The sequence below is a fragment of the Candidatus Aenigmatarchaeota archaeon genome, assembly GCA_016932615.1.
GTDB lineage: Archaea > Aenigmatarchaeota > Aenigmatarchaeia > QMZS01 > QMZS01 > JAFGCN01.
The window spans coordinates 40,052-63,265 of sequence record JAFGCN010000007.1 but is presented as its reverse complement, the minus strand read 5'-3'; the positions used below and the strand labels follow the sequence as shown (position 1 = coordinate 63,265).

The 23,214-nt window shown below is 47.3% G+C and carries 22 protein-coding genes and 1 tRNA gene; 16 read left to right on the top strand and 7 right to left on the bottom strand.

Features of this window, described 5'->3' with window-relative positions; genetic code table 11:
• Window positions 1-23: 23 nt before the first annotated feature.
• Window positions 24-3,134 carry a right-handed parallel beta-helix repeat-containing protein gene (locus JW727_01280; protein ID MBN2094656.1) on the bottom strand — a complete coding sequence of 1,037 codons (3,111 nt, stop codon included), beginning with the start codon at window positions 3,132-3,134 and terminating at the stop codon, window positions 24-26.
• A gap of 38 nt (window positions 3,135-3,172) precedes the next feature.
• Here JW727_01280 and JW727_01275 point away from each other — a divergent pair, with 38 nt between their 5' ends.
• From JW727_01275 to JW727_01215, 13 genes are all read left to right on the top strand, one after another.
• On the top strand, window positions 3,173-5,668 hold the full coding sequence (locus tag JW727_01275; protein ID MBN2094655.1) for a transglutaminase family protein: 2,496 nt from the start codon (window positions 3,173-3,175) through the stop codon (window positions 5,666-5,668).
• Between the two features lies 1 nt (window position 5,669).
• Window positions 5,670-6,455, top strand: coding sequence for a hypothetical protein (locus JW727_01270; GenBank protein MBN2094654.1), 786 nt, complete (start codon window positions 5,670-5,672; stop codon window positions 6,453-6,455).
• Window positions 6,452-7,675 (top strand): hypothetical protein, encoded by a 1,224-nt coding sequence (locus tag JW727_01265; GenBank protein MBN2094653.1) that lies wholly within the window; start codon window positions 6,452-6,454, stop codon window positions 7,673-7,675. Before JW727_01270 ends, JW727_01265 begins: the two co-directional genes overlap by 4 nt.
• 76 nt (window positions 7,676-7,751) lie before the next feature.
• Window positions 7,752-8,741 carry a hypothetical protein gene (locus tag JW727_01260; GenBank protein ID MBN2094652.1) on the top strand — a complete coding sequence of 330 codons (990 nt, stop codon included), beginning with the start codon at window positions 7,752-7,754 and terminating at the stop codon, window positions 8,739-8,741.
• A gap of 54 nt (window positions 8,742-8,795) precedes the next feature.
• Window positions 8,796-9,683, top strand: coding sequence for a hypothetical protein (locus JW727_01255; protein ID MBN2094651.1), 888 nt, complete (start codon window positions 8,796-8,798; stop codon window positions 9,681-9,683).
• A 4-nt stretch (window positions 9,684-9,687) separates the two neighbouring features.
• Complete coding sequence (locus JW727_01250) at window positions 9,688-10,590, top strand: hypothetical protein (protein ID MBN2094650.1); 903 nt, start codon at window positions 9,688-9,690, stop codon at window positions 10,588-10,590.
• A gap of 31 nt (window positions 10,591-10,621) precedes the next feature.
• Window positions 10,622-11,176, top strand: coding sequence for a hypothetical protein (locus JW727_01245; protein MBN2094649.1), 555 nt, complete (start codon window positions 10,622-10,624; stop codon window positions 11,174-11,176).
• A gap of 86 nt (window positions 11,177-11,262) precedes the next feature.
• A complete protein-coding gene (locus JW727_01240) occupies window positions 11,263-12,702 on the top strand; it encodes a VWA domain-containing protein (GenBank protein ID MBN2094648.1) in 1,440 nt (479 codons plus the stop codon).
• A 186-nt stretch (window positions 12,703-12,888) separates the two neighbouring features.
• Window positions 12,889-13,668 carry a hypothetical protein gene (locus JW727_01235; protein MBN2094647.1) on the top strand — a complete coding sequence of 260 codons (780 nt, stop codon included), beginning with the start codon at window positions 12,889-12,891 and terminating at the stop codon, window positions 13,666-13,668.
• 129 nt (window positions 13,669-13,797) lie between these two features.
• Window positions 13,798-14,754 carry a VWA domain-containing protein gene (locus JW727_01230; protein MBN2094646.1) on the top strand — a complete coding sequence of 319 codons (957 nt, stop codon included), beginning with the start codon at window positions 13,798-13,800 and terminating at the stop codon, window positions 14,752-14,754.
• A gap of 118 nt (window positions 14,755-14,872) precedes the next feature.
• Window positions 14,873-16,066, top strand: coding sequence for a hypothetical protein (locus tag JW727_01225; GenBank protein MBN2094645.1), 1,194 nt, complete (start codon window positions 14,873-14,875; stop codon window positions 16,064-16,066).
• A 49-nt stretch (window positions 16,067-16,115) separates the two neighbouring features.
• Window positions 16,116-16,760, top strand: a complete 645-nt coding sequence (locus JW727_01220) for a signal peptidase I (protein ID MBN2094644.1) — start codon at window positions 16,116-16,118, stop codon at window positions 16,758-16,760.
• Between the two features lie 134 nt (window positions 16,761-16,894).
• Window positions 16,895-17,085, top strand: a tRNA-Ser gene (locus tag JW727_01215).
• Between the two features lie 60 nt (window positions 17,086-17,145).
• On the opposite strand, the gene JW727_01210 is transcribed toward JW727_01215, so the two are convergent.
• On the bottom strand, window positions 17,146-18,342 hold the full coding sequence (locus JW727_01210) for a YcaO-like family protein (GenBank protein MBN2094643.1): 1,197 nt from the start codon (window positions 18,340-18,342) through the stop codon (window positions 17,146-17,148).
• 40 nt (window positions 18,343-18,382) lie between these two features.
• On the opposite strand from JW727_01210, the gene JW727_01205 reads away from it, so the two are divergent.
• Window positions 18,383-18,529: a hypothetical protein gene (locus JW727_01205; GenBank protein MBN2094642.1), complete on the top strand. Its 147-nt coding sequence runs from the start codon at window positions 18,383-18,385 to the stop codon at window positions 18,527-18,529.
• A gap of 45 nt (window positions 18,530-18,574) precedes the next feature.
• Here the strand turns inward: JW727_01205 and JW727_01200 are convergent, their stop codons facing one another.
• Both JW727_01200 and JW727_01195 read right to left on the bottom strand, forming a co-directional pair.
• Window positions 18,575-20,071, bottom strand: a complete 1,497-nt coding sequence (locus tag JW727_01200; GenBank protein MBN2094641.1) for a DEAD/DEAH box helicase family protein — start codon at window positions 20,069-20,071, stop codon at window positions 18,575-18,577.
• A 53-nt stretch (window positions 20,072-20,124) separates the two neighbouring features.
• A complete protein-coding gene (locus JW727_01195) occupies window positions 20,125-20,445 on the bottom strand; it encodes a hypothetical protein (GenBank protein MBN2094640.1) in 321 nt (106 codons plus the stop codon).
• Window positions 20,446-20,475: 30 nt separating this feature from the next.
• On the opposite strand from JW727_01195, the gene JW727_01190 reads away from it, so the two are divergent.
• Window positions 20,476-20,796, top strand: coding sequence for a hypothetical protein (locus JW727_01190; GenBank protein MBN2094639.1), 321 nt, complete (start codon window positions 20,476-20,478; stop codon window positions 20,794-20,796).
• A gap of 113 nt (window positions 20,797-20,909) precedes the next feature.
• On the opposite strand, the gene JW727_01185 is transcribed toward JW727_01190, so the two are convergent.
• Window positions 20,910-22,097, bottom strand: a complete 1,188-nt coding sequence (locus tag JW727_01185; protein MBN2094638.1) for a YcaO-like family protein — start codon at window positions 22,095-22,097, stop codon at window positions 20,910-20,912.
• A gap of 94 nt (window positions 22,098-22,191) precedes the next feature.
• Here JW727_01185 and JW727_01180 point away from each other — a divergent pair, with 94 nt between their 5' ends.
• The gene (locus JW727_01180) at window positions 22,192-22,362 is read left to right on the top strand and encodes a hypothetical protein (protein ID MBN2094637.1); all 171 of its coding nucleotides are present in this window, start codon (window positions 22,192-22,194) and stop codon (window positions 22,360-22,362) included.
• Window positions 22,363-22,579: 217 nt separating this feature from the next.
• Here the strand turns inward: JW727_01180 and JW727_01175 are convergent, their stop codons facing one another.
• Together JW727_01175 and JW727_01170 are read right to left on the bottom strand one after the other, a co-directional pair.
• Window positions 22,580-22,882: a YcaO-like family protein gene (locus tag JW727_01175; GenBank protein ID MBN2094636.1), complete on the bottom strand. Its 303-nt coding sequence runs from the start codon at window positions 22,880-22,882 to the stop codon at window positions 22,580-22,582.
• Window positions 22,883-22,912: 30 nt separating this feature from the next.
• Window positions 22,913-23,188 carry a hypothetical protein gene (locus JW727_01170; GenBank protein MBN2094635.1) on the bottom strand — a complete coding sequence of 92 codons (276 nt, stop codon included), beginning with the start codon at window positions 23,186-23,188 and terminating at the stop codon, window positions 22,913-22,915.
• Between the last annotated feature and the right edge of the window lie 26 nt (window positions 23,189-23,214).

The following is a 23,214-nucleotide window of genomic DNA, read 5'->3' as shown; positions in this document are numbered from 1 at the left end:
ATGCTTGTCTGTTTAGGGTGCGCTTACTTCAGCCGTTTAAGGTCTTTTTCAAGGGCTTTTATTCTTGGGCCTGCCATTTCGAAAAGCCCCATGCTGACTTCCTGCTCGGCCATCTCTAGTTCGCTTCTTACATTTGTTGTGTCTTTTCCCTTGCTTTCGGCTTCTCTCACCCTTGCTTCAAGGAATGCAAGCTTCTTGTCAAAGTCATAGGTCGGCTTTTGGAAAATCTTGAAGTAAAGGAATGCCATAACTCCGACAATGAACAGCAGAAGGAATGCGCTTGTTGCAACTACGGTGGGGTTTAGTTCTTTATCGCCATCATCCTGATTTGGGTCATCATCTCTGGGGTCAATGGTTCCATTTTTTGAATTATTCTTTGGAGCACTGATGCATACTTTGTTCTTGGCATCGCAGCCGTACTCGCAGGTTTCTTTTTCGGTCCAGGCATTATCTTCGCATAGGTAGAGGACATTTGACGCGCATTTTTTCTCGCCCTTGGTGCATACTTTCTCTTCTACCAGATAATCCAGCGTTTCCCGTGCTATGTTTCCGGCATCATCGATTGCTATGCAGGTTGCGCTTTTTGCGCCTTCTGATGAGGTATTTATCCCGGTAATTGTTCCCTGAAATGACCCCTTAAAATTGTCCTGCGCATTGCACGTTCCGATTATTGTTTCGCCTTCAAATACCTTCTCCTTGTTTAGCTTGAAGCTGATTGTCGGAGGGGTCAGGTCTACAATTATGCTGAATTCACTTTCTGTGGTGTTAAAGCCATAGATGCTTCTGAAAATTACCTCTGCAAGGTATGTGCCTTCTCCGGGTAGCGTCAGGTTACGTTCAAATGTGCCGTTTGCAGTTATGGTTACTGTGCGCGTAACGTTTCCGCTTGAATTGTATATGTTAATCTGGGTTGTGTTGTGCTCGTTTTCCCTCAGGACAGTTCCCGACAGGGTTATGTTTGTTGAGTTGAACTGGTCGCCTTCAAGCGGGCTTGATATCACGACTTTCTGGCTGGATGACAAGCTTCTTATCATTGCAATCTTTATTGTTTCGTTGTTGTCTTCCTTATCCACGCTATAGTACCTGAGGTATATTTGCTCGGTCAGGTTTTTGTCCGGCTCTATCTTGAACGGTTCCTTGTAGGTTGTTTCAGGAGTGCAGTTTCCATAACGGTCTATGCAGTAGAGAATTCTCTTGCATCCTGAGCCGTACCCGTCTGAGCAGTAGGCGGTTACATTTACATAATTTTCGCTTATCCACTGGCTTGAGTTATAAGCTTTCCCATTTGGAAGCGTTATTGTGATATTTGTGGCAGGCGGCGTAACATCTGGCGCAAACTCATCGCTCAGGGGAAGATAATCTATGTTATTGCTTTCGGGAGGCGGGCCAAAAACACTGAGCGTCAAAAACAGGCCTGTTATAATATCTTTCAGGAAGAACCCAGTGCCGGAATTTTGGCTTCCATACCCGACATCATAGGGCTCATCGCAGAACCCGTCAGTGTCTTTGTCAGTGCATGCTATGGAGTAATCGTTTCCTTTTCCCGACCAGAAGTTTCCTCCAATTTTGCTGCCCTTTGAAGTTACTCTGAGGCCTTCTTTCTTTTCGACGTTCCAATAATTTTTCAGCGTTTCCCCTTCAAACCCAGCTTCTTTTTCGTTGCTAAATACATTGTTGTATATCCTGTTGTCGGAAGAAGAATAGAGCCGTATGCCCATGGTATTATTGCCAATGACATTTCCCTGGATTTCGTTTCCGCCAGAGGAATAAAGGTATATCCCGGTATTTCTGTTTTTGAGGACAAGGTTGTTGTTGATGTGGTTGCCTGTAGAGAACTGTGAAAATATTCCGTAGTCCCACTCAGAAACAATGCAGTTTTTTATGGTGACGTTTTTCCTGCCGTTAAGCGAAATGCCGTAGGTCTTATATGCGGCTTCCTTTCCGGTTATTGCCCGGTTTTTGCAGTCGAGAATGATGTTGTCTGCCTGGATGTTGAGGCATATGCTTCCGCTCGTGTGGGTTATAGTATTTTCGACGGTGTATTTTTCCCCTGCAACATTCAAGTCTGAGCAGGAGGTGACTTCCAGAGGGGTAAGGATGTTGTAGACAGTGCTTGATGCGCTGTTTCCGTCCATGTCGTAGGCGGTTGCGGTTATGTTGTAATAGCCGCCCTTATTTACTTTTAAGTCTTCCTCAAAGGTGCCGTTCTTGGTGCTGACTGCACTCTTTACGGTTTCGTTTCCCTGCATTATCGAGAGGTTGGTATAAGCATAAACGGCATCATTTGCGGTAATCGATATGGTTATTGTGGTATTGTCTACAATCTGGTTTGTTTTCGGGGAATTAATTATAATCGTTGGAGGCACGGTGTCGGAAAGGTACCTGTTGCTTAGTGGAAATGAGTCCCTATTCTGAGGGTCCATTTCGTACGGCTCATCGCAGAACCCATCGCGGTTTGCATCATTACAGGAATCTGAGGGTCCGCCACCGGGGTTTGACCAGTAGTTTCCGCCAATATAAGTTCCGGGAGAGTATATCCTCTTGCCTTTTTCCTTGCTGGAATACCAGGTGTTCTCGTTTGTTCCAATAAAGACCGTGTTGTTGGTGTTATTCAGGAGATTGTTGTAGAAGCGGTTTCTCTCGGAAAAGGAAATTTGCACCCCGATGTTGTTCTGGATAAGCAGCGTGTTGGAGATAGCATTGTTTTCCGAATACGAAAGGGTAATTCCGCGGTAGTTTCCAATTATCCTGGAATTTTCGACAAGGCCATTGTTTGACCCCTCCATGCGGAGGCCGTTATGGAAATTTGTAATTGTGCAGTTTCTCAGGATGAATCCGTCCTTGCTTGCGTAAACTCCTGAAGTGCCCGAGCTACCGCTTCCTGCAATTGCGTTTCCGGCGCAGTCAATTACTACATCTCGTATATTTACCTCGATGCAGTTTTGGCCTGTCGTGAGCGTTATGTTGTCTACAAGAGTGTAGTTTCCTGGGGCGCTTATGATTGAGCAGGAGCTTATATTTGTTGCGTATGCGGGCAGTGAAAACAGCAAGCCGGCAATAATGGCTTGCAGTGCAAGTATCATGATAGTGGGAAAGCTCCGGTTTTTCTGGCCCGGAGAATATGTCAACTCCATAATACAGATTCTTTACAAATAGTTATATTACTGTATTTATGGGGCTTAAGAAGGGCGATGCAGCACTTTCAGAAAGCATGATAAATGTTATTGCCCTGCTGCTGTCCTTTGTGCTCATAGTTCTGGTTGTAAGGGGAATTTTTGCCCAGTCTTCTGAAAATACATATGCCTCCTCTATCGAGCCGATAGCACGTGATGTTGTTTACGCAATAGACCGGACGGCAGCTCTTGCCGGTTCCCAGCAGACTTATTACCAGCTTCCTGAAGGCGTCAATGTAAACCTGACGGTTGACAACAAGATTGTGACGGTCATTTACGACAAGGGAACCGCAAGCAAGACTTTTTCCGGGCTGATTCATTCGGGCCCATATTTTTTTGAGAACCCAAAAGGATTGTGCTTTGTCAAGAACAGGGATGACCGGAAGATTACCATCGTCCCAAGAGAATGCATCTGCCGGTTCAATGATGGTGTGTGCGACCCTGCCTGCCTTCTTGACTTCAAGTGCGACCCCGACTGCAAAACGGAGGAACCCGACTACTTTTGCAGCAAGTACTGCGCCAAAAGCGGGGATAGCTCATGCGACCCCGACTGCTATTCAAATGAAAATGACCTGATATGCGACACGGACTGCATACAGGACGGGGTGGAGGATGGAATCTGCGATCCTGACTGCGCGAATGTGAACAAAACCGCCTGTGACCTGGATTGCTTCAAGAGGTATAATGGGACCGCAGGGTTTGAAGGGGTATGCGACCCCGCCTGCAAGCCGAAGGACTCCGATGGCGATAAGTTCGAGGACGAAGCAGATGGAATTTGCTACAGTGGCTGCTATGAAAAGATGGTTGGGGAGGCGTTGAGAATGACTTCTGACGGAATCTGCGACCTTGACTGCAATGCCACGAATAACGTATGCGACCCCGACTGCAACCTTGACGAGGACTGCGAGGACAAGTGCGCCCTTGTGGGGGAAAGCTGCATAGCCCTCTCCTGCTGCACAAAGGACATTCCTGAAGTCTGCTGCCCAGGGACAAAAACCTGCGCTGACGCAAGCGACATCACGAAGCCCGCCTGTTGCGGCAACGGCGAGTGCGAGGTTTCGCCGTTAGTAAAAGACCTGCTGACTCTTGAGGGAGTTCAGGGGGTAGGATTCACACTTCCCGCCTTTTCTGCTGTTGATAGCTCCCTGAATTGGGAGAATTCATATACCTGCCCGCTTGACTGCACAGCTTCGCAGATAAAAAATAAGGAAACCCAGCTGATAAGGACCTCTGACCTTGTATGCGACAGGACTGTTGACGGAATCTGCGACCAGGTTGACTGCCTTTGGAGAACCGGATACACGACGGGCGGCTGGTCCAATGCCGGAGCCAGTGACGATTATTATTACTGTGACCCCGACTGCTCGCTTCACCCGGGTTGCCCTTATGTCAATGACCGGAAGCAAACTCGGGAAGGAGATGGCATCTGCCTTCCGGTAAAAGATGTGCCTAGCTTTGCCGTCCCTCCAGATAACACTTCAGAGAACCTCGCTCTGGAGCTTCTTGCTGCTGGAAACTGCGACCCCGACTGCAAGGGCAATACCGAGATTTGCGACCCCGACTGTTGCCAATTCAACTCGGCTGGCCCATGCGCCAGTTCCCCCGGATGCTATTGCCCTGTGAGGGTGAATAAGAGCGATAATTTTGATAAGTCTCCTGCCTTTTACGACACAGACCCAACCAACTGGCAGAATGATAAGGTCTACTGGACAGATGGCGCAATTGAGATTTGTTCTGAATCGGTCATCCGGTATCTTGACCGGAGGGGATGGGACATAAAGCAGGTCGAAAAAGACCTGCTCTCCCCGCATCCTCTTGGCTTTGCATTTGATGGCTCAAGGTACTCGACAATAAGGAACTCACAAGGAAAATGCACCCCTGCAGAGGACGGAAGCTTCGTCCAAAATGCAAGCAAGACCATAGAGGCAAATGAGCAATACAACCTTACCGATTCGACCTGCTGCGCTGACTCCTGTGGCAGGTGCGGAAGCGTTGACTATGTAGGTCCGCTTTGCGATGGGATTGGCTTTTGCGGAGACCACGCAGTTGCAATGCTTTCCATTTTAAGGACTCTTGGCGTCCCACCCTATGATGTTTATGCAACTCTTTCAAGCTCGGTAAACCCGCAGTTCAGGCACGCTTATGTCATATACTTCTGTGACCCGGACCTTCCCGACCACCTGACTCTTTCTGCATGCAAAGGAAACGAAAAGAAGTGGCTTTGGTTTGATGCTACCTGGCATGAGATAAAGCCGTTTGAAGGAACCCAATGGTGCGACCACATGTGCATCGCCTACAATGACTATGGGGCATACCCGCAGATTGACCCTTCGATATATGGCTTTGGAGGAAAAGTTGATGATGATACGGGCTACGCATTCCCTCAAAGTGGAATAAGGAAGCTTAATTGCAAGGTTGACCCTTCCTGCATACTTAACCGTGAAAACCCGAAAGGAATGTGCCAGATGATAGGGGTAGAGAAGTGCGTATATTAGCATGATGGCGAAGATTGATAGGATGACGAGAATAAAGGGCCAGATGAGTTTTACCGTAAAGCCGTTTACGATGCTGATGATGATTGTTCTGCTTCTCTTTTTGCTAATGTTCCTGAACTCGTCGGAAGTAAAGAAAGAGAAAGCCCAGCGGGACCTGGAGCTTAGAAGCGCGGCAACGGATGTTCTCTTGATTCTTGCCAACTCTGAGGATTGCCTGGCTTACCAGCTTCCGACAGGCGAAAGCGCCTATGCAAACATAGTTGACGTAAAGAAGCTTGACAGCTTTTCATTGGAGTATCAGGGAATAGAGCCGATGTGCGCAAGGAACTATGACTTTGGCTTTCGGGTGGAAGTAAGCGAGATTGTGATGACTGACCTTGGCTCAAGGGTTGGGAAGACTTGGACCTTTGGGAGGGGAAACTTTTCCAGGGAATATTATGATAACAAGATGAGCTACATTATGCCCATTGCGATAAAATATTCCGAAAAGGAGGTGGGGCTTGGGCGGCTGAACCTTACGGTTGTCGACGGCCAGCTTGACCGGATTGCGGGCTTTCTTGACCGGGCCTGCATGATGGGAAAGTCTTCCTGCAAGAATCAGTCCTCAGCCAAAATCTCGCTTGATTATCCATTAAGCTACTCAGAGGGCGAGCTTTGCATAGGGCTAAAGAACAAGGACTGCAGGAAGCTCCTGTGCGAACTTGACATGAAAGACATAAAATCAAAGGGGACATACCGGCTGGCAACCTCTTTTGAGTATCCTAACCGGCTGATTGTGAGAGTATGAAAGCAAAAGGACAGACGTTTGAGATACTTGGCATGGTAGTTCTTGGAGTTGCTATTATTGGGCTTCTTTTCTTTTTAGGGGTCTTTTCCATGAAGGACTATACGAACACCGCAAAAGACCTGACAGAACGCCAGCAGCTTGAAAGCTTCAAGGCAGGAGTAAACTCTATACTCTACACCACGGAATCACGAACAGGAAAGACTATGATAGAGCTTTTGGGAATAGCAGCAAAGTCTGGAAACACCACAATTTACTTTGGGCCTGGCGTTGGGGAAATCGATGTCAAAAAAGAGCTTGAGTGGAAGTTTGATGCCATATACGGAAAAGGCAACTGGTACCTTAGAATTCCATTCCCAAATGTTTCTGCGGATGTCCAGATTGTTGCTGTTGTAGACACGTCTGCCTCGATGTGCGAGCAGATATATGCCCTTGTGACCGATGTGCCGCAGGTCATTGATGACCTTAGAGCTAATGGAAAGAAAGCCGAAATGACCATTTTCCTTTTGGGGACTCCAAGCTGCTGCATCCAGAAAAATGGCGCTTGGATTCCATTTGATGTGAGAAAGGAAACAAAGGAAACCGATTATTTTCATGTTGTTGCCATGCCTTTGAATTATGAAAATATGGTATGCAGAAACCCCTGCGGAGGACAGGGCTCAAATGATGAGGACTGGGGCGCAGGCCTCGAGTGCGCAATTGCCATGGGGCCTTACAAGGGACCCGGGCAATTTGGCTGGAGAGAAAATGTCATAAAAGTCGCGATACCTATTTCTGATGAGCTTCCTGGCGGAACCGAGTGCGGCTGCCCTTCTGGCGGCTCAAGAACACTTTTTGACAGGGGGCTTAAGAGGGCGACTCAGGATGACGTCTACATATTTGCATTCAGAGGCGATGCCTGTGGGACAATAAAGACTGGGGCGGGCTGCCAGAGCGTAGTTGTGCCCGACAATTACTGTTCGTGCAGCAGAGGAACACTTTCCCAGTGGATGGACGAGATGTCCAATACCACCAAAGGGCAGATGTACGACCTGTCTGATGTTTCTGATTCTGCCGAAACAATAGAGAAGATAATCAAGGAAATCCAGCCAAACAGAGTGCCTTACCTTGAGGCGGGAACGGTGCCTCCCAAAGGCAAGAATATAAGGTCTTCGACAAACATACTTCCCGTCACGGTTCTTGGAAAGTATGTCGAGCTATATGTTTACCACTGGAACAAGTAGCGCTTAAAGTTCCAGAGTAGAGTCATTAGGCATTACCTATATATATTCTCTTGTGAATACTATTATGTCTAGCTTAATGAAACACAGGAAAGGCGTGGCATACTCAGTGGTTGCGATAATTGCATTGGTCGGAGTTCTTGGAGTTCTTGGAGCTCTTAGCTACCAGTCTTCCATGGGCTCCGGGCTTGCGGAAAGCAGCTCTCAGAAGATTGACCAGGACAGGGCTACGGAGAAGCTTGAGATAACAAAATCAATGGTCCTTCAGGACTTAAGGTTTAGCACATTGAATGGGGTAATGGACATAACGAAGAACGGCGGCACGACAAACCCCGACACCTACTGGTGCTGCAACAATGTCGCTCAGCCGGTTACTCCAAATGAGTTTAAAGCGGCAATAGGCACAAATTCGCTTCAGTATATGACTGCCTATGTAGAGGCGCTAAACAAGCAGCCGGTATTGGCAGAAAAAGGCATCTCTGTTTCGGACCCGGAGTGCGTAGGAGTCACTCTTCCAGAGCTTTCGGGATGCAATCACCTCAACTGCAACTACTTTGGCTCGGGCCTTCCGGATGAGCTTATAGAGGTAACAGACCCTGTAAGGACCAATTATAACGGAGCCCTCAACGTTAATGACATCGGCCCAATAAGGTCCACCCACTTCTACAACGTGCTCAGTAAAGAGTTCGAGAAGAACAACCCAATAAGGATAATGTCTGCTTCCATGGCGGGAAACTGCCCAGAGGACGAGCTTACCAAGCTTAAGATCGCTTACGACGACCTCTGCGAGGACCTCAAGAAGAAGCTTGACCCGGACAACCCCGAATACGTAGAATGCAAGATAACCGAGCTTTCATCGCCACACACCGATTGCATCAGGAAGAAACAGGAGGAGATGTGCATGAGCCCTCTTTTACTTCAGGGAGGCGACCCTCATTCGATAAATATCTACCTTGCAGACCACAAGTTTATTCCTTTGGGCGGTGAAGACGGAAAGCCAATGGAGTGGAACATAAAGATGACCTTCACGCTCGATGAGCCGGAATGCGCGCCAGTAGACACGCCTTAGTTGATTTTGATATTTTGAATTGTTTTATCTTTTATATATAGATATGGTTATATTATGAAGAACACCTGGCTGATATTTTCTCTTCTGCTGGTGGTGTCATTAAGCGGATGTACGAATTCTGATTCTGATGGCGGGGCTGGCGGCGGCACGGGGCTTTCTATTGATTATGTGCGCCCAAGCTACAATTATGTTATGTCGGGCGACAGCATTTCAATTGAGGCCCAGGCGACAAACCTGGGCGACCGGAAAATAGACCATGTAGTAGCAAAGCCAATCTACCTTCCATGGGATGGCTTTAACCAGGAGAGAACCTGCGACGAGCTTTACCCCCCAAAATCCGACCTTGAAAGGCAAGGCCAGCCGTGCTATGTAAGCTGGAGGGGCATAAGAGTTCCAAAGGTACAGACCCAGGAGACTTTCCCTGTGGGCGTTCGATTCTATTATGATTATTCCACTGAAACAAGTGCCCAAGTGTTTGCAATAAGCGCAAGGCAATTTGCAGGGCTTAAGGAGAGAGGCGAAGTGCCAATGGCAAAGACAATTTCGAACACTAATGGGCCTATTCAGGTGAGCGTTTCAATAGACAGCGTAATAATTATTCCAACCTCCGGAACAAAGAGAGTTCCGGTTAACCTTAAGTTTACAAACGCTGCTAGCGGCTACCCTCAGTCATTTGATGGGGACGCAAGAAGCTACCAGATTGATTCTGTAGAGGTGAACCTTGAAAGAAGCGGCGGCATGAGAATTGATGACTTAGGAAACTGCGGAAGCGAAATACCTATGAGGGGGGGAGCGTCAGGAGACTGCATTTTCTGGCTTGAGGTGCCTTCGAGTACAACAGACGAAATAGTGGCGGACATAAGGATTGTCTCTAAGTACAGCTATGCGATAGAAGAGAAGCAGACGATTACCGTAAACCCCAGCTTGGAGGATGATGAATAGTAGCATGAAAAATATCTTTTTTGCTGGATTCATGATGCTCCTGGTTGTGGCAACAAGCGGCTGCACGTCTTTTGGTGGCTCAAACAATGAGCCCATTACTTACGGAAGCGGCCTTTCTATTATTGACTTTGGCTCAGGGTATGACTATGTGAGTTCCGGTGATACCATAGACATTGTCCTGAAGGTTCAGAACCTGGGTGACACGACCATAGAAAATGTTGTTGCAAAGCCCTATCGGCTTTCCTGGGTTGGCTACTCAAGCGAGCAGAGGTGCAATCAGCCGCAGCTTTACCCCCCTAACGAGGAGCTTAACCGGATTGGCGACCCGTGCACAATTACCTGGAAAAACGTCCGGGTTCCGGAGATTGGGGAAACTGAGACCTATACTGCTGGAGTTAGGATATATTACGATTATGCAACCATAACAACCGCCAAGGTTTACGCGCTTACTGAAGATGCCTACAAGGGGATGCGCGAGCGTGGCGTTATGCCGGATACGGCAAAGACAATTTCAAACTCCAGGGCGCCGATTGTCGTGGATGTCTTGATGGATAACGTTTTCATTGTGGGCGGCTCGAACGACAAGATTCCAGTTACGCTTAAGTTTACAAATATCGATAATGGATACCCGCAGGGAGACACTTCTGACCCAAGGGAGTTTACGATAGATTCTGTCAAAGTCGAGTCACTTGGGCAAAACCTTGTCGGGAGCGTTGACACCAGCGAGTGCAGGAATGCTCGGCTCCGCGGAGGAAAGACCGGAGACTGCATTGTCAAGATTTCTCCGCCACACCTTAGCTCCGGCCAGGACGTAGAGCTTACGCTCAAAATCACGACTTCATACACATATGTCCTGGAGAAGGAAGAGCCGATACTAGTTCACCAGTCCCTGGACTCCAAGCGATAACTTTGCTTATTGAATATTATTAGTGACTATTATGGCAAAAGGCCTTGAGCTTGACCTGGTTGGGACAATGATTATCGCGCTTGTCGGAATAGCGCTTCTTCTTGCCTTTACCAATAATACAATCCAACAGGCAATGAGTGACGGTTTTTGCTACCTGACCGAAAAAATTGGCGTCAAGCCGAACTGGTGCAAGCCGAGCGGATTTTCAAGACTGACTGAAGAAATCGAGCCGAGGACAACCCAGCAGCTTGCAATTGACCTTGCATCGCGCGCGATAATCTGCTGGCAGGATGCAATAAAACCCGCCCAGAAAAAAGACGTTGTTTGCAGCGAAGTTTTTCTGAAGACTCACCCTGGCCGGCTGACCGAGTACGATTTTACCAAGGTCATGGAAACGCAGGGCGGATGCGAAGTCCTTCAAAACTACCTGCTCGTTGATGAATTGGGGGGCGAGTACGAGTATGACGGGGACTGCGGAGACCAGGACCAGATTGGCTGGGAAATCTACGGAGGCGTTATCGAAAACCAGACGCTCATCAGGATAAAATACGATACAACACAGAATAAGATTCTGATAAAGGGATAAAACCGCTAATCTTTGGGCAGTATCTATCAATTACACATGTAATTGAAACTGTTTTATGTTTATAATCCCGAAGTTAAGCTATTTATATGAATACAAAAATACTAGTCAGTTTACTAGTTATCGGACTGACAGCGATAGCTATTGGCGGCACAATGACTGGAGCATTCTTCTCAGACACGGAAACATCAACTGGCAACACATTTACTGCCGGAGAAATTGACCTTACTGTAGACAGCGAATGCCACTACAATGGAAACGAGTGCGTTGACGGAACCTGGCAGGGAGGAAATGATTACCCTGTTCCTGGAACAGAATGCGAATGCACATGGCTTGCCCAGGACCTGAACGGACAGCCAATCCTAAATTTTGGTGATGTCAAGCCCGGCGACTATGGCGAGAGCACAATAAGCATCCACGTTACCTCAAACCCGGCCTGGGTTTGCGCAAAAATATCCGGCCTCTCAAACGCTGAAAACGGCTGCACAGAGCCGGAAGATGAGGCAGATGGCACCTGCGGCGACCAAGGATTAGGCGAAGGCGAACTGCAGGATGTTTTGTCTTTTGACATCTGGAGGGATTATGACTGCGAAAACGACTTCGATGTAGAAATAGATGAGTACCTTGTCCAGGGAGCAAAGGCAACAGACCTTGTCTGGCCAATTGCCGATGCCCTGACGGGAGAACCAGTCCAACCCGGAGTCAACTACTGCATAGCGGTTGCATGGAGCGTTCCCAGTGAAACAGGAAACATCATCCAGACAGACAGCGTAATGGCAGACATATCCTTTGAAGCAATCCAGCAGAGGCATAATGAGAACTTCCTTTGCGTGCCAGGCACTGAGCCGGTGTGCGGAAATGGAATTCTTGAACAGGGCGAGGAATGCGACGACGGAAATGACGTAAATGATGACGAATGCCGAAATGACTGCACCCTTCCGGGAATCTGCGCGGCAGCGCCTGACGTGATGACCGTTCTCGACAGATCAGCAAGCATTGACACAACTGAGATGAACACCATGAAGAACGCAGCCCACGCATTTGTCACAGCCCTTGACCCAAAAACAGACGGAGCGCATATGGGCCAGACAAGTTTCTCAACAAGCGGAACACTTGATCTGCACTTAACCAGCGACAAAACAGCAATCGACGCGGCAATAGATGCAGTATCTCCTGGCGGAAGCACAAACCTTTATGAGGGAATCTTGCTTGCAAACCAAGAGCTTGAAGATGCCTCTTACGACAGGGATGACGCAGACTCCCCGGACTACATGGTCATAATAACTGATGGAGAGCCAAACCTTCCAACAAGCCCAGACACGCCAAGAAACATGGCAAAGGCGCAGGCAGATGTTGCTGATAGCAGAGGCACAAAGATATATGTCGTAGGGGTTGGAGTTAGCACCGACAATGCCGACTGGCTCAAGGCAAATATTGCAACCGACTCTACATACTACTTTGACGCAGGGAATTTCAACGACTTGCTGGAGATACTTGAAGATCTTGCAAACTGCAGCAACGGCGACTAAGTTTTGTTTTATTTTTTCTCTTAATTTTTCTTACTCATTCTGTTCAGTTTGATTACTCCCGGATAAAATTCATTAAGCCCGATTTTTTGAAATTACTGCCAGATAAGACTTCCAAGAAGTATCCAACAATTACGAGCGTAATGGAATTATTTTTTCCTTAAATATTGTAGAGGACAATCTATTTATATGAATACAAAAATACTAGTCAGTTTACTAGTTATCGGACTAACAGCAGCAGCTATTGGCGGAAGCATGACAGGAGCATTCTTCTCTGACACTGAGACATCACAGGGCAACACATTTACTGCCGGAGAAATTGACCTGTTGATTGACAGCACCTGTACTTACAATGGAGATCCTAAGGAGGAATGCAGCTGGGAACTCACTGACCTTGAGGCACAGAAGTTTTTCAACTACGCAGACCTTAAGCCCGGCGACTATGGTGAGAACACGATAAGCATCCACGTTGACACAAACCCTGCATGGGGATGCGTGGTTCTTACAAAGACAAGCGATGATGAAAACGGATGCAACGAGCCAGAAATCGATGATGAGCCAACTTGCGAGTCTGATACAGATGGAGAGCTTGGAGCAAACCTCAACTTCATGATTTGGGCAGACATTTGCGATGATGAAGACGATGCAGTCCCTGGAGACAACATCTATCAGGTGGAGTGCGATGAGCTTTTGACAGCAGGCACGGCAGACGCAATTTCAACAGTCAAGTGGACTCTTGCAGACGCAGCAGAGAACAACGTGGGCGGAATTGATGGCGAGCCATTGGACCCAACCAAGACATACTTTATAGGCGCAGCATGGTGCCTTGGAACCATCGAAGGTGATGGATACTGCAATGGCCTGCCTATAGACAACAGCGTCCAGACAGACAGCTACACAGCAGACATCTCCTTTGAGGTAGTCCAGGCAAGAAACAACGGCAAATTCCTTTGCAACCCAGTAGATTAGTCCAACATTTTCTTTTCACTTTTCAGCTTTTTTGTTTTCCCCCTGTGGCAGGAACGTCTGCAAAAACCATTACAATAGCACTACAAACCACTTTGCATATATAGCATCCCCGGCTAAATATATTTAAGCATGGTGAGTTCAAGAGTTTTAGCCGGTGTAATGTTTGTTGGTCTAGCTTTACTTATCCTTTCAGGCACGGCCGAAAAGCCGACAGGCGCTTTTATAACTGACACGGAAAGCTCTGCGGGGAATTCATTTTCGGTGGCGGCAGTTTTTCCTTCTTCTTGCGGAAACGGGGAGGTCGAAGAAGGCGAAGAGTGCGACGGAAACCTGGGCTCTTGCACAACTCTGTTAGGATACTCCGGAATGAGGGGTTGCACAGAAAGCTGCCTTTGGGATGAATGCATAACCGATGAATACTGCGGCGACGGAACAGTAAACGGGCCTGAGGAGTGCGATGACGGCGTCAATAATGGCGTGAATTGCCTGTCGGACTGCACTCTTCCAAGCATGTGCTCGGCAAGGCCTGACGTGATGCTTGTGTTTCAAAGGTCTGGAGGCACGTCCGGCGATATGGACACCTTAAAGGCAGCAGCTCATTCCTTTGTTGATAACCTGACTCCAGAGCTGGATGGGCCGCACATAGGCCAGGCAAGTTATGCTGATGAGGGAACCCTGGACCAGATTTTAACCGGCGACAGGGCGGCAATCGACGCGGCAATAGAGCTGCTTGACACAGGCAGCAACACAAACCTTTACGGAGGCCTTCTGAACGCGACAACTGAGCTTACAGGACCTAACGACCGAAATGATGCCGGGTCGCCGGATTACATGATACTTATCGCCGACAAGATGCCCAACAAGCCAGGCAACCCTGGAACGGGTGAGGCCGCCGCAATAGCCCAGGCCGATGCCGCAAAGGCCGCAGGAATAAAGATATATGTCGTATTCGTCGGGACAAATGCCGGGTGGATAGACTGGTACAGGACAAACATACCCACCGACACGACCTATTTCTTCAGTGCGTCGGATTACAGCGGGCTTGAAGCAATTCTTTGGGGCATTGCGCATTGCCAATCGCCTTAATCAAGTCGGCTCTGCCATTTGTTTTTTCTGCATGAATGAAACAACGGACGGCGTGCAGAAGCATTACAGGACACTTACGAGAGGTAAAGTATATATTGGCGGTTTTTCAAGATAGTTTATGAGACTCTCTTCCCAGTATCTCGTCGTTTTTGCAGGCATTCTTGCAGTGGGAATTCTTGCCCTGGCTTTTGGGAGCATGGAGAATGTTACCGGCGCTTTTTCAGTTGACTCGATAATGTCTGGGAGTGGATTTTCATCCCAGCCATTTACTCTTAACGTGAATCTGCTTCCTTCGCCCAACCCGGAGGCCTGCTACCAGATTATCACAAGCAGTGAGGAGGACACCGTAAAGGAAACCGGAGAAAACGCAGTTGAGGCATACTCCGGAAATCCCGCCTGGACCAGCATCCCCGGAGCGAAATGGATATGGAAAAGCTATTATGTTGAAAATCCCAGCCGGGACGAGACTTATACTTTTGTAAGAAAGGTTACTCTTACGGTTCCGCCGAAATACGCGATGATTGAACTCGCCGCGGACAACACTTATGAGCTTAGGGTCAATGGGCTTTTGGTAGGCGCAAGCGTTTTAAACACAAATTACGGGTCGGTTCGCACTTACAACCTTCTTGGAAGGATGAAAGCAGGAGAAAATACAATTGAGATAAAGGTTAAAAACCGGGCTGGGTTTCCCGACCCGACCAGGAATACGGCAGGGCTTTTGTACCGGATTAATCTGACTGAGGAGTCATGCGGGGGGTACGGCATCGACATCGAAGGAAAGCCGACCTTCATAGTGGAAGACGTTAAGCCGGGAGACACTGGTGAGGGGCTTTTTTCGATTTCAGTCAGTGGCCAGGAGGCATGGGCTTGCCTTGTTGTCAGGAACAAACAGGACCTTGAAAACGGCCTCATTGACCCCGAAGAAGAGGCAGGCGACACGACTTCGGGCGAAGACCAGGGCGAGCTTTCCGGTTTCATAGAGCTTTTTGGGTGGATTGACACAGTTAAGGATGGAAAATACGGCCTGGGCGACACAAAGCTTTTCATTGGGCCAATAAGCAACAAGGTTACCTCCTTTCCAATAGCGGACCCGACAAACAACATGGTTCTTAGAAGCAATGTTCCAAAGAGGGTAGGCCTTCTCTGGTGCTTTGGGCATATAACCGTCAGCGGCTACAGCGCTGAGTGCGACGGAACGTCTCACCAGAACAATGTCGCCCAGACGGATTCGCTCATTGCAGACTTGTCTTTTTATGCTGAGCAGAGACTCAATAACTTTAACTTTAAGTGCAGCTCGCTAAATGAGAAGTAGTTTTGAATAGGCCTGATAAAGGAAAGGGTAACTTGAGGTATATTATATTATGGCAAGCAATATACTTAAATTTGGCGCAGCAGTAGCTGTTCTTGCTCTTGCAGCATTCATTGCATTTGGCCTGCAATCCCAGGGCATTCAGTTCAGGACTGTTGTTTCCGGCTCGATGTCTCCAGCCATTAACGTAGGGGATGTTGTTGCCATAGCGAGGGTAAATGCGTCAGACCTCAAAATCGGCGACATTATTACTTTTGGAAGCGCCGGAACCTACACTACCCACAGGATTATAAACGTTACGCCGGATGGCTTTTTGACGAAGGGTGATGCAAATGAGGACCCTGACATGGAAGTAACACGGCCCGGCAGTGTTGAAGGAATAGTAATATTTTGTATTCCTTACCTGGGTCATCTTGGAAATTTCGTAAGGACTCCAATGGGCTTTGCGCTTTTCATATTCATTCCGGGGCTTTTGATAATCCTAAATGAATTGGCAAAAATCAAAAAGGAAGTAAAAGGCAAAAAGCATAAAGTCCCACGGCTTGAATACAGGCATTATGAAAAAAATCCGATAAAGGCCGATATAGAGCCAAAACCAGAGCCACTACAAAAAACAGTTCACAAGAATTTTGGGCAGTATGAATCAATCCGCGAGGAGCTTGAGAAAAAAGAGCGTCAAAAGCACGGCCAAGATTAGCCAAATTTTGCGGAGGCGTTATCTGGGAAATGGCGTACCTATAAATCTGGACCTGCGCCGTAAAGAAGGGGTTTTCTGCAAAGCTTCCTGTGGGGCGGATTCAGCCCTTTAAGAAACTATTCTACTAATGTTATGCTGGGGTGGCCGAGTGGTCTAAGGCGCCAGCCTGGAAAGCTGGTCTCCGCAAGGAGGCGCGAGTGAAGCTTTATTCTTCCCGAGGAAGAATAATGCCTCAACGTCAAAAGAAGCAGATTCCTGCAAAGCAGGAATATTACTGCTAAATTGGCTATGAGGTTTTCCGCGATTTCAAATCTTGCCCCCAGCGTTATTTTTATCGGTTAAGTATCTATGGAAGTCTTCTTCTGAAGGTGATTCTGCAGAGTGGCTAAGCGGTTAAAATATTCCACTGAGGTAAGCTTGCTACGAGGTTAAAATACTCAATAAGGCAAGACTGAAATTCCCGTAGGTGGCGATCTCTTCCAGTGTAGTCGACAGACCTGAGTCCAGGCACAATCACCTCGACAGTGGGTATGGGGACGATTGAGGAGAAATCCATAACATATATCATATGCCCCATGGACTCAAGAATCCTTGAGATTTCATTAATCTCATCATACAGATCTTCCCTCTCCAGGCTTTCCATACTGCTGAGAGGTATTGGCTCTTGTGACTCAATCTTGATTGTGGCACTATCTTGTCCATACCGTCTCGTAGCGGTATCTTCTTGTATGGCTTCTGTTATGGCTCTCATGGCTGCTTTTGCTGGGCTTGGAGCAGTTCCGTATCCAGTGCTATCGTGTAGCCTGCAGGCGACAGTGGGGACTGGTATCGGGCGGCTCCACTTTTGTATGATTGGTCTTGCAGTAACTTCCTGGATTTTTGAAAGCATTTCTGCGAGGGGCTTGCAGGGAAAGCCTAGCTCGATAGCGTTTACTTTTGAATTTAATGTCTTTATCTCCACAATATTGTGTCTTTCGATAACTTCACAAAGCGCCTGAAGAACAGCTTCCTCGTAAGTGTTTCCTGAGGCAAGCCCATTTGACCCATTGAAGTACAGGTGCCATAAAAATGGTAGATATCTCTCCCGTTTATCGGTAAGGCAGTAAGCTTTCATAAAATGCATTTTTTTGCGTTTGATAATCCTTTCTGCACTTTTCCCATAAAAGCTAGGGTTATGGCTGTAAGACAGCATATATTTGATATCTATAGTGGATTCTGAAGGGATAGTTTCATGAGCCCTGAAGATTGTTTCCTTGTCTTTTGCAAGCAGGCGTATTGCGTTTCCAGCATTTACTCGTTCCACCCACTCCATAAGAGCGCTGCACTTCGCCTGGCTTTCAGTCGCACCTTTTCCGTGCGCCTTTCCGCTAAAGACTAGGGAAGAATAATCCTTGGAAGGATCGGCAGAAACTACGCGGTAGACGGGAATATTTGCCCTGTTTTCCAGCTTTTCGAAGACGATATTTAGTCCTTGCCCCTTTAGGACCCGAGTCACTCTTCCGATAGTGTCTTTGGGCGTTTCTGCCTTGTCGGTGTCGTAGGTATATTTCTTTAGGCATTTTTTCAGGACGATTGGCTTCATAAATCCAATAGTTTTGAACTCTTATAAGTTTTGGAATATTATGAACAAATCGCCTCTCAAGTGCCCGAAGTGCGGCTCTACAGAGCTTAGCCCTTACCTGGGAGGCCAGGACAACCAGTACGACTGCCTCGATTGCGGCTATATTGGGCCAGTTGCGGTAAGGAAGCCAAAGAAAACTGATGAATAAGCCACTTAGCCAAATTGCTTTTTTGTGTGTCTTTTTTTGCTTGCCCTACCCCTGGCTTTCAAAGTCTCCCAGCTTTGCCTGCTCTTTTTCGCCACCAAGCGACCGGCTCATCTTCTTTTCCTTGTGGTAAGCCGTCCAGTAGTATGCTTCATCCCGGGTGTCTTTTGCAACCAGAACATACAGCTTTCCCTCGACAAGCCGCGCAACCCTCCCCCTTCTCTGGATGCTCCTTATTTCTGAAGGGACCGGCTCGTAAAAGACGGCCGTTCCAACGCCTTTTATGTCGAGCCCTTCCTCGCCAATGGATGTGCAAATCAATACATTAAAGAACCCATCCTCAAAGTCCCTGATGACGCTTACCTGCTCTTTTTGAGTCAGGCCGGATTTCTGCCCTATCAGGAGTGCGGGCTTCACACCCTCAATGCGCTTCAGGTTAAATAGTATGTCGCTAGCTGTGGCCCGGTACTGAGTGAACACAATGACCTTTTTTTCGATTTCGCTTTTGACGATTTTTTCAAGCTCATTCATTTTGGGGTGGTCGGGCAGGTTTTCCGCACGCTTTAAAAATCCCATAAACTTGGGGTTATTAAGCATGCTGGCTGAGGCCTTGGTGCTTTCGGTTTTCAGCTTTTTGAGGTATTCCCTGAGAGGCGCCGCCCCTTGAGTTTCAAGCAATTCAAGACAGTAGTCCAGCTTTATCAGCTCGGCTATTTTTGACATCGCTTGGAAGAGACGGGGATTTTTCGTCTGGCTTGCCTTCTTTGCGTAGAAATTCTGGAACTCCAAAAGCATCTTCTTGGAGAACTTTTTTGTAGGAACCGCGCCCATTGAACAAAGAGTATCGGACTTTGACGAAATTATCTCCTGGAGAAGTTTCTTTGCCTCAAGGTATTCTGCTGGAAGCTCGACCTGAACAGTATTCATTTCCCGGTCTTTTACATACTGGGAAACATCAGAATCTTTTTCAGAGCGAAATTCAACTGATTCTATGAACAGGTTTTTCTTTATTTCCTCGACCCGTGCAACCCTCCCTCCAGGAGAGGCGGTAAGCGCGATAAGAAGTGGATTTTTCGCCCGCCCCATATAGTTTTCTGCAATGTATGTGTAAGCATAGTTTCCGACAGAGCGGTGCGCTTCATCAACAATCAGCAGGACAAAATCCTCGAAATTTAGAATTCCGCTCTTCAGGTCATTTTCAATAGTCTGGGGCGTTGCAAATATAATTCTTGAGCGCTGGTAGTGCTTCCCGCGAAGGTCCGGCCTTATTGTCCCGGTTATGACTTCCAGGTCTGCAAGTTCAGACAGCTTTTCAAAGGTCTTCTTGTGTTGCTCGACAAGCGGCTTTGTGGGGGCAAGAAAAAGGACCTTTCCATCCACCTTATTGAGCCGCTCGGCGACTACGAGAAGCGCAATGTTCGTCTTTCCCATTCCGGTAGGTATCACAACAAGAGTATTTTTACTTATCGCGCTTTTTGCAATCTCGACCTGATAGTCTCTTATCTGCAAAGCCCCCTTTTTAATCAGAGGATGCTCGATGAACATAAATGAATCTGGAATAATAATTCATTTCTGATTTTGAGGTTTTGGCCTGCTTTTTAAGGGCTATTTTGCGACAGGGTGCAGTATTTTTTTGCCTGCTCTATTTGTTCTGGGGTCGGTGTATTTGTGATTGCACCTACGTAGGTCTGCCACAGCGCAGGGTATTTTGGCTTTCCGTCAACGTGTGTTGAGAAATCTGTTCCCAGGTAGCCAAACATCCTCCACTTGTTACACTCGCTGTAGGTTTGCGTCAGCTCGGTTGTGCTGTTTGTAGGGCCTTTTATGGAGCCATTTACGAAAAGGTAGGACACTACGAGAACAAGGAGTGCTATTAACAATAGAATCACGTGTTCTATGGTCAGGTTGCCTTGCCTCATAAATAATAGCTATAGAAATACAGTATATTTATGAAGGGCATCGAGCTTACCGTAAACAGCATAATTATTGTTGCTCTTGGAGCAATTGTTCTTGTCTTAAGCGTGCTTTACCTTAGCGGGTCGATGGGACAGATGTCAGGTTTATCGGTTGAGTCCGCCTTAAACGACGGCTGCAGGAAATTTGCCGAAACTGGTATGGACCCCAGTGCTTTAATGCTTGGCGACATAGATGATGATGGCGCATCAGACACTCTTCTTCATGCATGCCGGCTGTCCATGAAGAACATGGCCCTTAATTCTGACGAGTGCAAGCAGTACTGCCGCCAGAAGTTTCCGGGGCTTGTTCCTTGATGATCTTCTGTTTTCTGTACGAAGGTTTTAGAGGCAAGCTTAATTGGTGCAGGTGGGCAACGGAATGCTGGAGATTCAAATAGTCCCCTCCTTGAACCCGGCCATTTTTGAGGTTAGCGCAGGTATATGAGGTAATCGTTATAATACTGGACAAGGTTGCTCTTAAAATCCAGAAGATGCCTCTCTTGATTTCTGAAATCATAGCATTTAAGCCCAGGAACAACCACCAGAACCGTAGGCACAGGTATCTGTAGGGAGATGTCCCTGACATAGGTCTGGTACCCCATGGAATTAAGGGTGCTGACGATTTCCTTTATCTCTGAAAGGATATCCTGCCTTTCCAGACTTTTTATTTTGCTTAGCTCTATCTTTTTATCCGCCGGAGGATAGATTATATTTTCCTGCGGCGGAAGGCAGTGTTTTTCGTTTATCGCATAGTCCTGAACCATTTCAGTTATCGCTCTTATGGCAGACTTTATGGGGCTAGTGCTGGTTCCATAGCCCGCTCTGGGTCCAAATCGGCAGTGCATTGTAGGTATTGGTATCGGACAACTCCAGTCCTCTATAATGGGGGTTATTCCTTGTTTGTGAAGCACCTCAGACATATCTCTCAAGGGCTTATAATCGGTATCTAGCACTATTTCTCTTCGATATTTTAGATTTCTCAGCCTTGTTTCAATGACATTATTACGCTCTACGACTTCACACAATGCTTGAAGGATTGCTTCCTCATAAGTATTCCCTGCAGCAAGTCCGTTTGAGCAGTTGAAATACAGGTGCCAGAATATTGGAAGGTATGCCCCCTCTTGTCCGGAAAGGCACTGGAACTTCAGGTAGTGCATTTTTTTATGTCTCAGTATCTCTTCTGAGGCATTGCTTTTAAATGAGGGGTGGAAGCTGTAGGACAGCATTTCTTTCGGGGCGATTCTGGAGTTTGTACAGAGTTCATTATAGCTGCAATGGACCATCTCTTCGCTGTTGAGTAGTCTAGTTGGGATTTGCCCTGCGTTTACTCGCTCGACCCACTCCATAAGGGCGCTGCATTTTGACTGGAAGCGCGTTGATCCTTTTCCAGAAGAGCTGCCTGAAAATAGATATGAGGAGTAATTTCGTTCGGGGTCGGTGGACATCAACTTGTAAAACGGGATTCCCAGTAGGCTTTGGACTTCCCTGAATTCTACTTCTATATGTCTGTCTTTTAGTATGCCTAGTACATTTTCCAATGTTTTTTCGGGCAATTCTGCCTTGTCTTGATCATAGGTGTATTTTTTGGGACAAGCTTCCAGCATTATTTGTTGCATAAAATATATATGCAAGCTAAGCAGTTAGTGTAGTGGAGGTCACTAGGCAAACCGGAAATGTCCGGTACTTTATAGGTTAACTCTTTAATCTATTATGCTAAAGCTTCATAAATGCGAACTTTGCGGGCAAAGGTTCAAGCCCACAAAGAACGGCCGGCTCCAGATAATAAAGAAGACCTCGATTGGAAAGGATGAGTGCTGGGTATGCCAGGAGTGCGCGCCGATTGTGCGTGAGAAGCTAAAGGAGATAAATTTGAAGATCTGATGGAGTTTGGTTTGGGGTATGTGCCATATCCGGCCTTGTACCCGAGTCTGCATTGGATAGTGGGGACTGGTATCGGGCGGCTCCACTCTTCAAGGATGGGCTTGAACCCCCAGGCGTTCAGGTTGCTGAGAAGACCTGAGATAATCTCCTGGTGGGAATCAAGCCAAATCTCCTTTCTTTCCAAGTACCTGTTTCTGGTTTCTATCTTATTATGTCTTTAGATAACTTCGCAAAGCGCCCGAAGAACCGCTTCTTCGTAAGTGTTCCCGGAAGCAAACCCATTTGTTCCGTAAAAATAGAGATGCCAGAAAAGCGGCAGGTATTTTTCAGTTTTGTCTGTCAGGCAGTGGACCTTCATGAACATCATTTTCTTTTTCCTAAAGACTTGCCCTGCATTGGGAGCGTAAAATGAAGGGTGGTAGCCATAGGAAAGCAGTTGGCTGATTGGAATAGACGACTCTTTAGGGAGCCCTTCATACGCCTCAAACAAGGTTTCCGGGTCTCTTACAAGGTTCTGCATGACGTTTTTTGCATTTATTCTTTCGACCTGCTACATCGGGGCACTGCATTTTGCTTGTACCTGCGTCACCCCTTTTCCGTGTGACCTCCCGCAGCGGATGTATGGCGGGTCGATATCTAGAAATTTTTTTGAGACTGCCCGGTACACCCAAAGTTTTTCCTTGCTTTCAAGATTTTCCAGGCTGACTTCTGAGTCCAGGGTTTCCAGCGCATGAGTGACTCTTTTGAGAGTAACTTCAGGCAATTCTGCTTTGTCCAGATCATAGCTATGCTTTTTGGGGCAGGGCCTAAGCGTTATAGGAAGCATAATATAGACCACAAGTCATTTTATGG

Excerpts from the sequence above, each read along its gene's own strand:
- JW727_01170 (MBN2094635.1), bottom strand. The coding sequence starts at position 23,188 with ATGCTTCCTATAACGCTTAGGCCCTGCCCCAAAAAGCATAGCTATGAT.
- JW727_01270 (MBN2094654.1), top strand. The coding sequence starts at position 5,670 with ATGATGGCGAAGATTGATAGGATGACGAGAATAAAGGGCCAGATGAGT.
- JW727_01205 (MBN2094642.1), top strand. The coding sequence starts at position 18,383 with ATGAACAAATCGCCTCTCAAGTGCCCGAAGTGCGGCTCTACAGAGCTT.
- JW727_01195 (MBN2094640.1), bottom strand. The coding sequence starts at position 20,445 with ATGAGGCAAGGCAACCTGACCATAGAACACGTGATTCTATTGTTAATA.
- JW727_01200 (MBN2094641.1), bottom strand. The coding sequence starts at position 20,071 with ATGTTCATCGAGCATCCTCTGATTAAAAAGGGGGCTTTGCAGATAAGA.
- JW727_01250 (MBN2094650.1), top strand. The coding sequence starts at position 9,688 with ATGAAAAATATCTTTTTTGCTGGATTCATGATGCTCCTGGTTGTGGCA.
- JW727_01180 (MBN2094637.1), top strand. The coding sequence starts at position 22,192 with ATGCTAAAGCTTCATAAATGCGAACTTTGCGGGCAAAGGTTCAAGCCC.
- JW727_01245 (MBN2094649.1), top strand. The coding sequence starts at position 10,622 with ATGGCAAAAGGCCTTGAGCTTGACCTGGTTGGGACAATGATTATCGCG.
- JW727_01280 (MBN2094656.1), bottom strand. The coding sequence starts at position 3,134 with ATGGAGTTGACATATTCTCCGGGCCAGAAAAACCGGAGCTTTCCCACT.
- JW727_01275 (MBN2094655.1), top strand. The coding sequence starts at position 3,173 with ATGGGGCTTAAGAAGGGCGATGCAGCACTTTCAGAAAGCATGATAAAT.
- JW727_01255 (MBN2094651.1), top strand. The coding sequence starts at position 8,796 with ATGAAGAACACCTGGCTGATATTTTCTCTTCTGCTGGTGGTGTCATTA.
- JW727_01265 (MBN2094653.1), top strand. The coding sequence starts at position 6,452 with ATGAAAGCAAAAGGACAGACGTTTGAGATACTTGGCATGGTAGTTCTT.
- JW727_01230 (MBN2094646.1), top strand. The coding sequence starts at position 13,798 with ATGGTGAGTTCAAGAGTTTTAGCCGGTGTAATGTTTGTTGGTCTAGCT.
- JW727_01175 (MBN2094636.1), bottom strand. The coding sequence starts at position 22,882 with ATGCAGAACCTTGTAAGAGACCCGGAAACCTTGTTTGAGGCGTATGAA.
- JW727_01225 (MBN2094645.1), top strand. The coding sequence starts at position 14,873 with ATGAGACTCTCTTCCCAGTATCTCGTCGTTTTTGCAGGCATTCTTGCA.
- JW727_01185 (MBN2094638.1), bottom strand. The coding sequence starts at position 22,097 with ATGCAACAAATAATGCTGGAAGCTTGTCCCAAAAAATACACCTATGAT.
- JW727_01235 (MBN2094647.1), top strand. The coding sequence starts at position 12,889 with ATGAATACAAAAATACTAGTCAGTTTACTAGTTATCGGACTAACAGCA.
- JW727_01240 (MBN2094648.1), top strand. The coding sequence starts at position 11,263 with ATGAATACAAAAATACTAGTCAGTTTACTAGTTATCGGACTGACAGCG.
- JW727_01190 (MBN2094639.1), top strand. The coding sequence starts at position 20,476 with ATGAAGGGCATCGAGCTTACCGTAAACAGCATAATTATTGTTGCTCTT.
- JW727_01220 (MBN2094644.1), top strand. The coding sequence starts at position 16,116 with ATGGCAAGCAATATACTTAAATTTGGCGCAGCAGTAGCTGTTCTTGCT.
- JW727_01260 (MBN2094652.1), top strand. The coding sequence starts at position 7,752 with ATGAAACACAGGAAAGGCGTGGCATACTCAGTGGTTGCGATAATTGCA.
- JW727_01210 (MBN2094643.1), bottom strand. The coding sequence starts at position 18,342 with ATGAAGCCAATCGTCCTGAAAAAATGCCTAAAGAAATATACCTACGAC.